The 16,066-nt window shown below is 38.3% G+C and carries 12 protein-coding genes, 1 other RNA gene and 1 pseudogene; 4 read left to right on the forward strand and 10 right to left on the reverse strand.

Features of this window, described 5'->3' with window-relative positions:
- Nucleotides 1-19: 19 nt before the first annotated feature.
- A complete protein-coding gene (pepP, locus tag OO7_RS12865) occupies nt 20-1,336 on the reverse strand; it encodes a Xaa-Pro aminopeptidase (RefSeq protein ID WP_008916358.1) in 1,317 nt (438 codons plus the stop codon).
- A gap of 248 nt (nt 1,337-1,584) precedes the next feature.
- The gene (locus tag OO7_RS12870) at nt 1,585-2,163 is read right to left on the reverse strand and encodes a YecA/YgfB family protein (RefSeq protein WP_008916359.1); all 579 of its coding nucleotides are present in this window, start codon (nt 2,161-2,163) and stop codon (nt 1,585-1,587) included.
- A 275-nt stretch (nt 2,164-2,438) separates the two neighbouring features.
- On the opposite strand from OO7_RS12870, the gene zapA reads away from it, so the two are divergent.
- The 3 genes from zapA (at nt 2,439) to OO7_RS12880 (ending at nt 4,053) form a co-directional block, all read left to right on the forward strand.
- Complete coding sequence (gene zapA / locus OO7_RS12875) at nt 2,439-2,768, forward strand: cell division protein ZapA (protein ID WP_008916360.1); 330 nt, start codon at nt 2,439-2,441, stop codon at nt 2,766-2,768.
- Between the two features lie 110 nt (nt 2,769-2,878).
- Nucleotides 2,879-3,061: non-coding RNA, 6S RNA (gene ssrS, locus OO7_RS16570), on the forward strand.
- 389 nt (nt 3,062-3,450) lie between these two features.
- Complete coding sequence (locus tag OO7_RS12880; RefSeq protein WP_008916361.1) at nt 3,451-4,053, forward strand: 5-formyltetrahydrofolate cyclo-ligase; 603 nt, start codon at nt 3,451-3,453, stop codon at nt 4,051-4,053.
- A 104-nt stretch (nt 4,054-4,157) separates the two neighbouring features.
- Here OO7_RS12880 and serA read toward each other — a convergent pair.
- Nucleotides 4,158-5,407, reverse strand: a pseudogene (gene serA, locus OO7_RS12885) (phosphoglycerate dehydrogenase).
- 370 nt (nt 5,408-5,777) lie between these two features.
- Complete coding sequence (gene rpiA / locus OO7_RS12890; RefSeq protein WP_008916363.1) at nt 5,778-6,434, reverse strand: ribose-5-phosphate isomerase RpiA; 657 nt, start codon at nt 6,432-6,434, stop codon at nt 5,778-5,780.
- A 460-nt stretch (nt 6,435-6,894) separates the two neighbouring features.
- Here rpiA and OO7_RS12895 point away from each other — a divergent pair, with 460 nt between their 5' ends.
- Nucleotides 6,895-7,803, forward strand: a complete 909-nt coding sequence (locus tag OO7_RS12895) for a LysR family transcriptional regulator ArgP (protein WP_008916364.1) — start codon at nt 6,895-6,897, stop codon at nt 7,801-7,803.
- Between the two features lie 115 nt (nt 7,804-7,918).
- Here the strand turns inward: OO7_RS12895 and OO7_RS12900 are convergent, their stop codons facing one another.
- From OO7_RS12900 to lpdA, 6 genes are all read right to left on the reverse strand, one after another.
- Complete coding sequence (locus tag OO7_RS12900) at nt 7,919-8,653, reverse strand: oxidative stress defense protein (RefSeq protein ID WP_008916365.1); 735 nt, start codon at nt 8,651-8,653, stop codon at nt 7,919-7,921.
- Between the two features lie 126 nt (nt 8,654-8,779).
- On the reverse strand, nt 8,780-9,397 hold the full coding sequence (gene argO, locus OO7_RS12905; RefSeq protein ID WP_008916366.1) for an arginine exporter ArgO: 618 nt from the start codon (nt 9,395-9,397) through the stop codon (nt 8,780-8,782).
- Nucleotides 9,398-9,589: 192 nt separating this feature from the next.
- Entirely contained in the window at nt 9,590-10,465 is an 876-nt protein-coding gene (mscS, locus tag OO7_RS12910; protein WP_008916367.1) for a small-conductance mechanosensitive channel MscS, read from the reverse strand.
- A gap of 278 nt (nt 10,466-10,743) precedes the next feature.
- Entirely contained in the window at nt 10,744-11,112 is a 369-nt protein-coding gene (locus tag OO7_RS12915) for a YacL family protein (protein WP_008916368.1), read from the reverse strand.
- 325 nt (nt 11,113-11,437) lie between these two features.
- On the reverse strand, nt 11,438-14,035 hold the full coding sequence (gene acnB / locus OO7_RS12925; protein WP_008916369.1) for a bifunctional aconitate hydratase 2/2-methylisocitrate dehydratase: 2,598 nt from the start codon (nt 14,033-14,035) through the stop codon (nt 11,438-11,440).
- 511 nt (nt 14,036-14,546) lie between these two features.
- Entirely contained in the window at nt 14,547-15,974 is a 1,428-nt protein-coding gene (gene lpdA, locus OO7_RS12930; protein WP_008916370.1) for a dihydrolipoyl dehydrogenase, read from the reverse strand.
- Nucleotides 15,975-16,066: the final 92 nt, after the last annotated feature.

Genomic DNA, 16,066 nt, shown 5'->3' on the forward strand with positions numbered 1-16,066 from the left:
ATTACCTTCTACAACTAATTTAGGCGTTTTGTGCTTCTGCCATTAATGCTTCAATTTCGTCAGGATCTTTTACCACGGTATCAGTTAAATTCTCATTGCCATCGGCAGTAATAACAATGTCATCTTCAATCCGAATACCAATACCGCGATATTCTGGTGGGACATCAGCATCTGGGGCAATATACAAACCCGGCTCAATGGTGAGTACCATCCCCGGCTCTAAAATGCGATCGCGTTCAACACCATAGAAACCAACATCATGCACATCAAGACCTAACCAATGGCTTAGCCCATGCATAAAGAAAGGGAAATAAGCTTTATTTTCAATTAATTGGTCAACATCCCCATGTAAAATACCTAATGCGACCAAACCTTCTACTTTTATTCGTATGATTTCTTGTGTGACTTCATGAATGCTTGTTCCCGGGCGATACAAGGTAAGCGCTGTATTTAATGATTTGAGGACAATGTCATAAATTTCACGTTGTGGTCGACTAAATTTGCCATTCACTGGGAAAGTACGGGTAATATCTCCCGCATAACCTTCAACTTCTGCACCTGCATCTATCAGCACTAAATCACCGTTTTTCATTTCACTCTCATTTTCAGTGTAATGCAAGATACACGCATTTTCTCCACTGCCAACAATTGAGTTATAGGAAGGAAAACGGGCACCATGACGTGTGAATTCATATTCTAATTCACCACATAATTGATACTCATACATATTAGGTTTACAGGTTTTCATTGCGCGAATATGGCCAAGCGCAGAAATTTCACCTGCTTTGCGCATTGTGGCAATTTCAGCTTCTGATTTGAACAAACGCATTTCATGAACAATAGGACGCCAATCAATGATTGTGTCAGGCGCGCGTAAATTACGACGGCTACCTTTACGTAAAATATCTAACGCATTAAAAACGAGTTTATCAGCATACTCAAACTCACCTTGCGCATGATAAATAACATCAAGACCATTCAAAAGTTGATATAACTGCTCATCAATCTCATTGAAAGGTAATGCTTTATTTATCCCTAATTTTTCAGGTGCTGCTTCTTGTCCTAATCTGCGTCCAAACCAAATTTCAGCGGTTAAATCACGAACACGATTAAATAGAACAGTGTGGCTGTGCGTCTCATCACTCTTAATCAACAATAAAACTGCTTCTGGCTCACTAAACCCAGTTAAATAGAGAAAATCACTATTCTGACGATACGGATATTCACAATCTGCATTACGTTGAGCCTCTGGCGCAGAAAAAATAATTGCTGCACTTGCTGGCTCCATCTGAGCCAATAACGCGTTACGACGAGAAATAAATTCCTGCTTATTCATACCGTTTTTGCCTTATTATCTAGATCATTGAGTTTTGAGGCCATTTTTACATATCTATTTTATGTAAACCGCACTGTGTACAAACACCGAAACAGACGAGGGTAAAATTCATATAAATATAAAATAATCACTTTATATTTATTATGGCTATACCATGAAGACAGATGACATTTGGCCTAGATATCATCTGCTTTATTATCAGGGAGAATTTAGCTCAAAGAGCCAAATAACCCGTTAAACCAAAAAAATTAATGAATAACAGGTTTATCTGCTTCACCTATTTTTGGATCTTTTTTACCTTTCGTAAATGCAATGTAGCATAGCTGAACAGCAACTCGGACATATTCGATAACTTCTTCAAGTGCTTGTTCTAGCTCTTCTTGGTCTTCATCTTCTTCATAACCAAGCATACCAATATTACGCAAATCTTTAATGATTTCGTTAATTTCTTTATTACCAGTGAGATCAGGTTGAGCAACACCAATCCCTAATAAGAAATGATTAACCCAACCCGCCAAAGCATCAGCTTGATCAAAAACAGATGAATTTTCATCAGGAAGTAGCATGACAAAGGAAAATTCATTGTCATCTAATGATTCATAGGTTGTATCATATAATTCACGCAAAGGTTGAGCGATTGCTTGTGGAAATGCTAAACCATCATTAGCCAAATCATGGACTAATGTTTGCCAGCCTTGGTCACGACTACCACCACAGATCAAACCTGTAATCAAACCATGAATTTCTGCGGCAGTCAGTGCGATAGAATTTTGCTGGAGAAGAGTATCCAACGACGCATAATTTGGTAAAGAATTTTGTATAGACATTTGATTTCGTCATGTTAGCTAATGATTCATGATATGCTACCATCAAGAATAGTTACTATACCAGTAAGCATTTTGATCTGTATTTCCAAGAGCACTGCAAATAATCACAATTATTCTGGTTTATGTTAGCCTGCAAATGAGCAATAAAACGTAAATGGCTGGAGTAAATCAGTGTGGATAATAAAGATAGCATTTTATATCAATGGTATAGCTAAATTTTATCTATTTCACCTAATATTATATTTACGGTGTGTCTTATTTCGTATGGAGGTATCATGTCTGCACAACCGGTTGACATTCAAATTTTCGGTCGTTCAATGAGAGTAAATTGCCCAATAGAGCAAAAAGAAGCGCTACTGGCATCAGCACAAGAATTAGAACAACGCTTGCAAGACCTCAAAGATAGAAGCGGTGTAACGAATACTGAACAACTTATTTTTATCGTTGCATTGAATGTATGTCACGAATTAACACAAGAAAAGACAAAAACTCGTGATTATGCATATAATATGGAAGAGAAGATAAAATTGCTGCAACAGACAATTGAACAAGCATTGCATGATCAGGTAAAAATTACTGAAAGGCAAGTTACGCCTATTGAGTAAAATAGCTTAAAAAACAATCATTAGCATACAAAAATAAATAAAAATAAGGTTGCTTTTTAAATCTAGTTTCATACAATGAAGTCACTGAGTAACGATACAAGCTCTAAAAAATTTCTCTGAGATGTTTGTCAGTGGGCGAGTCCCCTGAGCCGATATTTCGAAAGAATAGAATGTAGTTATTGCGCTGGTGAGCATGCTTGATTCGCTCAAGAAGCCTAAAGGTTTGCTAAACTACGTTCACCTTGAACCAAGGGTTCAAGGGTTACAGCCTACGACGGCATCTCGGAGATCCCCCCTTTCATACCCGTTTTCACTCATTTATTTCCTTAATCAATACACTGATTTATTCAACAAACTCACTCACCATTTTTATTATTTTGAATTCAGCTTATTGATATCAAATTCAATTAGTCGATTTTTTATCCTAACCAATTTATTATTTTCAATTATGGCTAAAAATGACAAAAAGTCATATCAAACCATTTTCGCTAGCATCAATTTAATTGACTCAATATTTGATAACTTCATTATTTCCCACACAATTTTTTAAAATTACCTCATAAAGAAAATGTAAAAAAATTGACTTAAACCTTATTAGCTAAATAATTTTTACTGTACTTATTTTTAATAACCCTATAATAAATAATATCATCCCATTTGGTCTATCAATGGTCGTTAATTTATGCAAGATATTCAGTTAGAATTACGCCAGAAAATTCGTCAATCAATTCGGAAAATGCGCAAAGAGCTAACGGAAATCCAACAGCAAATTGCGGCACAAGAGATTGCGGATAAAGCAATCACGCATCCCCAAATAACTCAAGCGCAGAATATCGCCCTATTTCTTTCTTTTGATGGTGAAATTGATACACAACCACTTATTGATAAGCTTTGGCAACAGGGAAAACAAGTCTATTTGCCTGTTTTACATCCATTTAATCGCCATAATTTACTATTTTTACGTTACACACCAGAGACCTTATTAGTCAAAAATCGGTTCAATATTGCTGAGCCATCCCTTGATGTCACCCAAGTATTACCAATTAATGATTTAGATATTATGTTAATTCCATTAGTTGCTTTTGATAGTGAAGGGCAGCGTCTAGGCATGGGTGGTGGTTTTTATGACAGAACTCTCAGTCATTGGCAGCAGAAAAATTTTTATCCAATTGGGCTTGCACATGAGTGCCAGCAGGTGGAAAAACTTCCCTGCGCGCATTGGGATATTCCGTTACCTGAAATTATTACGCCGCAAAAAATATGGCATTGGAAAAATACCTATTAAGCTGTTTTTTGAAATTTACCGCCCAGAAAAACATAAAAAGCCATCACAAGATACCATTAATTATGGAAATTCAAAGTGATGGCTTTAGACAATAATAACCTATTTTAGAACAACAAACGTGCGCGGATAGTTCCCGGTAATTGTTTCAATTTCAATAGAATATCATCAGCTTGATTAGGTTCTTGTGTGATAATATCAATGACCACATAACCTACTTTTCCTGAAGTACGTAAATATTGCCCAACCACATTGATATTATTATCAGTGAAGACCTGGTTAATCCCATTAATAATACCTGGGCGGTTTTCATGAATATGCAATAAACGGTTAGTATCTTCCGTATGTACAGGTAATGAAACTTCAGGGAAGTTTACTGCCGATAAAGTGGAACCATTATCAGAGTATTTAGCTAGCTTACTCGCAACTTCCAGCCCGATATTCTCTTGTGCTTCTTCAGTTGAACCACCAATATGCGGTGTTAAGATCACATTATCAAACTTAATCAGTTCACTGATAAATGGATCATTCGGGTCATTATTACCCGCTGGCTCCGTTGGAAACACATCAACTGCTGCACCCGATAAATGTTTACTTTCTAATGCATCTGCCAATGCCGGAATATCGACTACAGTACCGCGCGATGCGTTGATGAAAATAGCCCCCGGTTTCATCAGCTCGAATTGGGCTTTTGAAAACATATTCTTTGTGCTTGGTGTTTCTGGTACATGTAAGCTAACAACATCACTCATATTCAGCAATTCAGCCACTGAACGTACTTGCGTTGCATTACCAAGTGATAATTTATTCTCGATGTCGTAAAAATAGACATCCATACCAATTCCTTCAGCTAAAATACTTAGCTGAGTCCCAATATGACCGTAGCCAATAATACCAAGGCGTTTTCCTCGTGCTTCATAGCAACCTTTTGCTTGCTTTTCCCACACACCACGATGGGCTTTCATATTCGCTTCTGGAATACGACGCAATAAAAGCAATAATTGCCCAAGCACCATTTCTGCAACGGAACGTGTATTCGAGAAAGGTGCATTAAAGACTGGAATACCGCGTTTAGCCGCTGCATCAAGGTCGACTTGGTTAGTACCAATACAAAAACATCCAACAGCAACTAATTTTTCTGCTGCTGCAAACACATCTTCAGTCAAATGCGTACGGGAACGAATACCAACAAAACGGGCATCTTTTATCGCTTCTTTTAATTCTTCTTCCGATAATGCACCTTTATGATATTCAATGTTGGTATAACCTGCAGCTTTCAGATTATCAACCGCGCTCTTATGTACACCTTCTAACAATAAAAATTTAATTTTTTCTTTTCTAAAGATACCTTAACCATTTACCCTACCCTACCATGCTTAATATTCATAATGGATGAACTTTCCGTGTACCAACATAGCAAAAAATAGCACAGTATCAATACAATCGTTTGCTTGCTTTATCGTATAAAGCGCGAAGAAAAAGAAGTTATATGGCAGAAAATTAGGTGCGGTAACATAAAATAGGGATTTCGCCTATTCAATAAGCATTAATGTGAGATATATCACCAAAATATTCTTTATTAAAAAAAGAAAATTTTATTTCTTGATAATATTTGAAAAGTAAGATGTAAACAGTAAATGCTATAGCAAAAAATAAGCCAGCATATTTCATTGCTAGCTTATTTTAATTTAATAATATTCAGTTATCTTTTTGAAATAACGAATTAATTACTTCAGAGTTTTAACACCATCAGGCGTTCCCATAAGAACGATATCTGCACCTCTATTTGCAAATAATCCTACGGTAACAACACCAGCAATGTTATTAATTTTGTTTTCCAGTGCGACAGGGTCAACAATACTCAAGTTATAAACATCTAAAATAACATTACCATTATCAGTCACAACATTTTGACGATATTCAGGAGTACCGCCCAATTTCACTAATTCACGTGCCACATAACTACGTGCCATTGGAATAACTTCAACAGGCAATGGGAATTTACCTAACACATCAACACGTTTTGACTCATCAATAATACAAACAAAAGTCTTCGCGATAGCTGCAATAACTTTTTCACGTGTGAGTGCCGCACCACCGCCTTTGATCATGTTCATATGATGATCAATTTCATCCGCGCCATCAACATAAACATCCAGCGAATCAACTGAATTACAATCAAAAACTGGAATACCGTATGATTTTAATTTTGCGGTTGATGCATCCGAGCTAGATACTGCACCTTCTATTTGACCTTTTATTGTTGCTAATGCATCAATAAAATGAGAAGCCGTTGAGCCAGTACCGACTCCAACAATTGAACCAGGTTTCACATAATCTAATGCTGCCCAACCTACCGCTTTCTTTAATTCGTCCTGAGTCATGCTCATTCCTTCCGCTAGTTTTAAGGAGTGTTTACACCAATTAATTCAGGTTACATAAGGCTTCAAACCTTACGGATTAATTAATACATTAGAAGCCAAAACGCTTCTGTCACTCAAGCCGCAAATTGTCTGCCAATAAATATGTAACCTAATATATGACGAGTATAATATAAGTAGTATATACCTAAGACTTTACAAGTTCAGCTTTGAACACCATGTTTGTGCACTATATCCATCATACTGCAAATAATTGTTTGCCGCCTATTTGATAGATATTTTTTCCTTTTTTGCTGCTGTTTTCACAAAAGAATTTAACATAAAAGATAAGTCTACAGGAAATAATGCAAATTTTTTGTGCGCATCACCGCTAGCGTATCCAATGTAATGCATATTTCGGATGTTATTGTGCAATAATATGTCATAGTGAGAAGAAGAATAACAACAAGGAGAACACTCCCCCATGAAGCGCCCTGATTATCGCGCATTGCAGGCACTGGATGCTGTCATTCGTGAACGAGGATTCGAACGCGCAGCACAAAAATTGTGTATAACTCAATCTGCTGTGTCACAACGTATAAAACAGCTTGAGAACCTATTTGGTCAACCATTACTTGTTCGTACTGTGCCACCACATCCCACAGAACAAGGGCAAAAGCTTTTAGCACTTTTGCACCAAGTAGAATTGCTCGAAGAACAATGGCTTGGTGATGAAAATGGTGGTTCAACGCCTTTACTGCTTTCTCTTGCCGTCAATGCCGACAGCCTTGCAACATGGCTATTACCTGCTCTAAACCCTGTTTTGAGCAATAGTCCTATTCGTTTAAATATTCAAGTTGAAGATGAAACGCGTACACAAGAACGTTTAAGACGTGGTGAAGTAGTTGGTGCCATCAGTATACAGCCCCAAGCATTGCCCGGTTGTTTGGTTGATAAACTTGGCGCACTTGACTATATTTTCGTCGCATCACCCGGTTTTGCTGCTCAATATTTCCCTGATGGTGTTACGCGTTCATCCTTGCTAAAAGCGCCAGCAGTTGCGTTTGATCACCTTGATGATATGCACCAAGCTTTTGTACAACAAAACTTTGGTTTATCTCCGGGCAGTGTGCCGTGTCATATTGTTAATTCTTCGGAAGCCTTTGTGCAACTTGCAAAACAAGGTTCAACGTGCTGTATGATCCCGCATCTACAAATTGCTGATGAACTTAAAAATGGCGAGCTGATTGATTTGACACCCGGTTTATGCCAGCGTCGGATGCTCTATTGGCACAGGTTTGCACCAGAAAGTCGTACTATGAAAAAAGTCACGGATGCGCTATTAAAGACGGGGCATCAAATGTTAAAACAGGAAGAAGATATTGATTTTTAACTGATATGATTGGCGATGGTATTCACATTGCGAATGTTACTCGCGCCTCTAAATCTCTTATTAAAATCTCACTAAGCCATTCCTGAATAACTCGGAATGGCTTAGATGCTAGAAATTAACGTTTTAATTCAAAAACAACATCAACCTGATCATTAAAATCAATGTTTTGCTTCCCGTAAGTTTCATTAATATCACTTTCAGGAGCCGCACTCATTGCAACTTTAGCATTGAATCTCATCACTGGAGCTGGATATGGAACCGCTTCAGGCGCTCGATAATTAATGCTATATACTGGACCTAACTGAACATTGAAGCCTTTTGCCAATGCAGTAGCTTGTTCAATCGCATCTTTAATTGCTTTTTCGCGTGCTTCATTACGGTATTGTTGCGGGTTATTCACACCAAACTGCACCGAGTTAATTTCATTTAAGCCAGCCGTTAATGCACCATCCAATAGTGTATTTAACTGATCTAAATTAGTGACTTTAACTTCAACAGATCGGATTGCGGTATAACCAGTAACTGATGATTTTTCAGCACTTTTGCTATATTCATATTTAGGCTGAGTACGAACATTTGCGGCATTAATATCTTTTTTATCAATGCCGTTTTTATTTAAAAATTCAAAATATTCAGCAACTCGTTTATCCACTGCGGCTTTTGCAGCTGCTGCATCCTTTTCAGTAACTTCAACATTAATATTTAACGTTGCCATATCAGGTACCGCTTTAACAACTGCATTACCTGAAGTTGTAATATGTGGCCCTTCAAGAAGAGGATTGGCTTGTGCCATTGCAGGAACCGCAATACCCGCCATCATAGCGGCAAGAACAAGAGACTTTAACTTCACAGGACCTCCTAAATAATAACTAAAAATAGTAAGTGGATAAAAAATACGTCCCACACTGTTAAACCTTAACACATTCTTAGAAAAGTACATTTCGGATTAATAAGAAATTACTTAATCATTTTTCTATTAATAATTAAGTCCCTGTTTAGCCAGTTGAAAAGCGATAAACCACATAACACCAGCCACAAAAAAGTTTATAATGCGCTGAGAATTTGGCTTATTCAATACAGGAGAAAACCACGCAGCTAATAAAGCTAAAGAAAAAAACCAAATAAATGATGAAGTTAATGCGCCAGCAGTAAACCAAGGTCGTAATGAACTCTCTAGCTGACCACCTAAACTTCCTAAAACAACAAAAGTATCTAAATAAACATGAGGATTTAGCCAAGTAACAGCAAATAACGTCACAATAACGCGAAAACGAGTAGCAACTTGATTAACTGCTTGTAATTCAAGATTACTGTAATTTATGGCTGAGCGAAAAGCCCCAAATCCATACCAACTCAAAAATGCAACGCCTGCCCATGTAATGAGTTGGGTTAATATCTCAGATTGGCTAAGCAGAGCACTTCCACCAAACACACCTGCAATAATCAATATTGTGTCACTCAGTGAGCATAAAAATGCACTCATTAAGTGATATTGTTTACGACTCCCTTGCTGTAAAACAAACGCATTCTGAGGCCCCAGCGGAATTATCATTGCAGCACCTAATAATGCGCCTTGAAAACAAACAGTAAACATTCATATAACCTTACTAATTATTCATATTAATTAGCCAGATTTTAGCGATAAAAGATTATTAGCAAAAATTATTACTTCTTATACCTCATTAGCTATTTTTATTATTTAGAAGATTGATAATTGAGGGAGATGTTATATGAAAAATAAGACGTTCAGATGAACGTCTTATTTAATGTAGCAATTAGGATGGATTTACTCTTCAGTCGAATTTTTTGCAACAGCTTGAGCTTGTTGGTGTAAATGAACATCCATTTGTGGGAAAGGAATACCAATATTGTGTTTATCAAGAGCGCGTTTAAAGTTCTCCATCAAATCCCAATATACGGGCCAAGTATCACCGTTTGTCGTCCAAAAACGGACGAGATAATTTAATGATGAAGGCGCCATTTCATTTAAACGAATAGTGACACCTTTGTCATGCATAATACGGCTATCAGCTGCAACAATATCACCTAGCACTTTTTTGACTACATCAATATCTGAATCGTAAGCAACTCCAACGATAATATCTGTGCGGCGATTCGGTTCGCGAGTAACGTTAATGATGTTATCACCAATGATTTTACCATTAGGGATAACAATGATGCGGTCATCAGAAGTTCTCAACGTGGTAGAGAAAATTTGAACATTACTTACTGTTCCTTCTACTGCACCAATCTTGACATATTCTCCCGTTTTTAATGGTCTAAAGACCACCAACAATACGCCAGCAGCAAAGTTACCTAATGAGTTTTGTAATGCTAAACCAACCGCTAAACCAGCAGCACCAATAACCGCGATAACAGAAGCGGTTTGCACGCCAATCTTGCCAAGTACAGCAATCAACGTAAATGCAATAATGGCATAGCGAACTATCGCAGATAAGAAGTCACTTACTGTTGAGTCAATACCGCGCATTGTCATCAAACGATGTAAAACACGACCTGCCCATTTAGCCAATATAAAACCAACAATAAGAATGACAATTGCAGACACGATATTTACGGCATACTGAACTAATAGATCCTGATTTGCAGCAAACCAACCTGTCGCGTTATCTAACGCGCCAGTAACATCTTCAGTATTCATATGATCTCTACCTTAGAATTTAATTACTTGTGAAATAATAATATATGCCTTCAATTATTAAAGTTGCCTTGATTACCCATTTAAATCACATCGACTTTGGCTACTCATGGCACAACTGAATTGCGTTGACTAAAAACTTATTGTCTACAATTCGAATTAACAGACATTCTTACACCTTCAACGTTTATCATTTAAAGGCTTTCAATAAAATACAATCAGCAACGATAATAACGGTAATTTGTTAAAATAGGCAACACATCTATAATAAACTTTTATCTTTATTGTTTATTTTCAAGTACAAACCTTTTGTATTCATTTGTCATGCTTAAAAAATCATCTATCCCACAAAAAGCCACACTTTCATTGTCATAATAGCTCATGCCTTCTTCTAGCCCATCAACTTCAAAAGTAAGTTGATTCGCCCGGATCATGACTTCTTCATCATCTAAAATTAATGTATATTCATGACCAATCAATTCCCACTGTTTTTCGCTACCTTTAATGGATTCATAGCCCGACTCAATATCATCTAATAGGCTTAAATCCCCTTTAACTTCTTCATTCAGCCAATAACCAACTGCTTCATGATCCATAGAAAATTTAGCAGATATGTTGCCTGCAATGTCTTGGAAAAATTGATATTCCATAAATTACCTCATACTCATATTTCCAAAATAACGTCTACTTGGAATGGCATCACGAATGAAAAAGAAAGAAATGATAAATAGTATTAGCGATCAGTTCTTTCAACTAAAAAATATTCTTTTCACCAAAGAATCTATTTGAGTAATCTAGTCAACTTACTCGGCTATGTCGACGGTTTTTATATAATTTATATAATTCAACAAGAAACAAATCCAATTGTGATGAAAAATATTTATATTACAAACCAAGATAAACTCCAAATAGCGATAGTCACTAAAACGAAAAAGGCTCCCGTTTGGGAGCCTTGCAAAACATTTTAACGAGAAATTAAACTGCTGTTTGGAAAATCACACTATCTGCTTTTTCAGTATATTGTTCAAGCTGATCAAAATTCAGATACCGATAAGTATCGGCAGCTGTTTCATCCACTTTATCCATAAACTGTAAATATTCAGATGGTGTTGGTAGGCGGCCTAATAGAGAAGCAACAGCTGCAAGTTCCGCAGATGCTAAGAACACATTGGCACCTGTACCTAATCTATTCGGGAAGTTACGTGTTGATGTCGAAACTACAGTTGCGCCATCAGCAACACGGGCTTGGTTACCCATACATAAAGAGCAACCAGGGACTTCAATACGCGCCCCACTCTTACCAAACACGCTATAATAACCTTCTTCAGTTAATTGTGCCGCATCCATCTTCGTCGGTGGTGCAACCCATAAGCGAGTTGGTAATTGCCCTTTGTGCTGATCAAGCAACTTAGCAGCCGCACGGAAATGCCCAATATTTGTCATACAAGAACCGATGAAAACTTCATCAATTTTTTCGTTTTGTACATCAGACAATAAACGCGCATCATCAGGGTCATTTGGCGCACACAAGATAGGCTCTTTGATTTCATTTAAATCAATTTCAATAACCGCTGCATATTCTGCGTCTGCATCAGCTTCAAGAAGTTGCGGATCTGCTAACCAATTTTCCATGCCTTTAATACGGCGCTCAAGTGTACGACGATCACCATAACCTTCTGAAATCATCCACTTCAGCAACACAATATTGGATTGTAGATACTCAATAATAGGTGCTTTGTCTAACTTAATTGTACAACCCGCAGCTGAACGTTCCGCTGAAGCATCCGCTAATTCAAATGCTTGTTCTACTTTGAGTTCTGGCAAGCCTTCAATCTCTAGAATACGGCCTGAGAAAATATTTTTCTTACCTTTCTTCTCAACAGTGAGCAAGCCATCTTTGATAGCATATAGCGGGATAGCATGGACTAAATCACGTAAAGTGATCCCCGGCTGCATTTCACCTTTAAAACGTACCAAAACAGATTCTGGCATATCCAGTGGCATTACCCCGGTTGCCGCCGCAAAGGCAACTAGCCCCGAACCTGCTGGGAAAGAAATCCCTATTGGGAAACGCGTATGCGAGTCACCGCCCGTACCAACTGTGTCTGGCAGTAACATACGGTTTAACCATGAGTGAATAATACCATCACCCGGACGGAGTGAAACACCACCACGATTCATAATGAAATCAGGCAGCGTGTGGTGAGTCGTTACATCAACAGGTTTTGGATAAGCCGCTGTATGGCAGAATGATTGCATAACCAGATCAGCTGAGAAACCAAGACAAGCTAAATCTTTCAACTCATCACGTGTCATCGGCCCTGTCGTATCTTGCGAACCCACAGAGGTCATTTTCGGCTCACAGTATTCACCAGGACGGATCCCTGGATGACCACAAGCACGACCTACCATTTTTTGCGCTAGCGAGAAACCTCTGTTACTTTGTTCAACAGATTTAGCATGACGGAAAACATCTGATGTTGCTAAGCCTAAAGATTCACGCGCTTTACTTGTTAACCCACGACCGATAATCAATGGAATACGTCCACCAGCACGAACTTCATCGATTAAAACATCTGTTTTCAGCTCAAATGTTTCCAGCAACTCACCTGTTTCGTGATTTCGAATTTCACCTTTATATGGGTAAATATCAATCACATCACCCATATTCAGTTTGGAAACATCAACTTCGATTGGCAGTGCACCCGCATCTTCCATGGTATTAAAGAAAATTGGTGCAATTTTACCGCCAAGAACAACACCACCGCCCTTTTTGTTAGGAACAAATGGAATATCATCGCCCATAAACCACAAGACAGAGTTAGTTGCAGACTTACGGGAAGATCCTGTCCCGACAACATCACCAACATAAGCTAAAGGGAAACCTTTTTTGCTTAATGCTTCAATTTGTTTAATTGGGCCTACATTACCAACTTCATCAGGCTCTATGCCATCACGTGGGTTTTTCAACATTGCAAGCGCATGCAATGGAATATCTGGACGCGACCATGCATCCGGTGCAGGAGACAAATCATCTGTGTTTGTCTCACCCGTCACTTTAAATACAGTTACAGTGATTTTTTCTGCAAGTTCAGGGCGTTCTAAGAACCATTTCGCATCTGCCCATGATTCAATAACTTGCTTAGCATATTCGTTGCCTGCCTTGGCTTTTTCTTCTACATCATAGAAGTTATCAAACATCAACAGAGTATGTGTTAATGCTTTTGCTGCAATAGGCGCTAATTTTGCGTCATCTAAAGCTTCTATCAAGGCATGGATGTTGTATCCGCCTTGCATTGTGCCTAGCAATTCTACCGCTTTTTCAGGAGTAATCAGAGGAGAGGTAGTTTCACCTTTCGCGAGAGCGGCTAAAAAGCCGGCTTTGACATAAGCTGCTTCATCAACACCAGGGGGGACGCGGTTAATCAGCAGATCTAACAGAAACTCTTCTTCACCTTTTGGTGGATTTTTTAAGAGTTCGACTAGTGCAGCGACTTGTGCCGCATCTAATGGCTTAGGGACAATCCCTTGAGCGGCACGTTCGGCCACGTGCTTACGGTATTCTTCTAGCACGACGTTCTCCTCAATTCATTTTAATTTATATACCCGGCTGTCTGCACCATCATGAAAAACTAATCATCCGGTGCCAGGTCAGAGGAATTTGCTCGCATAATCTCAATGGCAGTAGAATTATGTCCAGCTTTGGGCTTCCAGCATAACAGAATTTAAATGGAATGTTAATTCATTCACAAGAAAGTAACATTCTCTTGTGACTTCGACCTTTAATCATAAATTATGGATCGATATTTGACTTAAGTAACAATAAACAGTTATTAAGAACAGATATAACCATACTTTTTATAATGCATTTATTCTGTTAACGCACTCACTTTAATGATTTTTCCTTTCTCATATCACAAATTAAAATGTGCTTTTAGATAAAACAAAATGACAACTTTCAAGAAACATAAAAATGAGTCGATAAAATACGCTATTTTATTGTCCTACTGTAAAAAATAGACAAAAAAAACGGCCTCACAATGGAGACCGTTTTGATTTCTTCAATTTCAGTAATTAGAAAACATTATTTTTTCTTTTTCGCTTTCGCGTTTGGTAAGTCAGTGATGCTACCTTCGTAGATCTCAGCTGCCATACCAATTGATTCATAAAGCGTTGGGTGAGCATGGATAGTCAATGCGATATCTTCAGCATCACAACCCATTTCGATAGCTAGACCAATTTCGCCCAGTAATTCACCACCGTTAACACCAACAACAGCACCACCGATAATACGGTTAGATTGTTTGTCGAAAATTAACTTGGTCATACCTTCTGAACAATCAGATGCAATCGCACGGCCAGAAGCAGCCCATGGGAATGTTGCAACTTCATAGCTAATGTTTTGCTCTTTAGCTTCTTTCTCTGTCATCCCAACCCAAGCAACTTCAGGCTCAGTATAAGCAATTGATGGGATCACTTTTGGATCGAAGTAATGTTTCAGACCTGAGATAACTTCTGCTGCAACGTGACCTTCATGTACACCTTTGTGAGCAAGCATTGGTTGACCAACAATGTCACCAATGGCAAAGATGTGAGGAACATTAGTGCGCATTTGTTTATCAACATGGATAAATCCACGATCATCAACTTCAACGCCAGCTTTACCAGCATCAAGGTTTTTACCATTAGGTACACGACCGATAGCAACCAGAACTGCATCATAGCGTTGTGGTTCTGCTGGCGCTTTTTTACCTTCCATAGAAACATAAATACCGTCTTCTCTTGCTTCAACAGCGGTAACTTTAGTTTCTAATAGCAGGTTGAATTTTTTGCTGATTTGTTTAGTAAAGACTTTAACAACATCTTTGTCAGCCGCTGGGATGACTTGGTCAAACATTTCAACAACATCAATCTGAGAACCTAGCGCGTGATACACAGTTCCCATTTCTAGACCGATGATACCACCACCCATAACCAATAGACGCTCTGGAACTTCTTTCAGTTCTAGCGCATCAGTTGAATCCCAAATACGTGGGTCTTCATGAGGAATAAATGGTAACTGAATAGGACGTGAACCAGCTGCAATGATAGCATTATCGAAGTTGATAGTTGTGTTACCGTTTTCACCTTCAACGACTAATGTATTCGCACCAGTAAATTTAGCAGTACCATTAACGACCTGAACTTTACGGCCTTTAGCCATACCAGCCAAACCACCTGTCAGCTGATTAATAACTTTCTCTTTCCACACGCGAACTTTAGAGATATCTGTTTTTGGTTCGCCAAAAACAATACCATGTTCAGCTAATGCTTTAGCTTCTTCAATAACTTTTGCAACATGCAATAGTGCTTTAGAAGGAATACAACCTACGTTTAAACAAACCCCACCTAGAGTGGAATAACGTTCAACTAAAACTGTTTCTAAGCCTAAGTCAGCACAACGGAAAGCAGCAGAATACCCTGCAGGGCCTGCACCAAGCACAACGACTTGAGCTTTAATTTCAGTACTCATCATGACCTCTTTTTGTTTTGTCCAGCGGGCCGCCGAAAAAACGAATTATTCCACCGGAAGTACACACACGAGCAGTTTACCGAATTGTTAAC

Source organism: Providencia sneebia DSM 19967 (assembly GCF_000314895.2).
In the GTDB taxonomy this organism is placed as follows: Bacteria; Pseudomonadota; Gammaproteobacteria; order Enterobacterales; family Enterobacteriaceae; genus Providencia; species Providencia sneebia.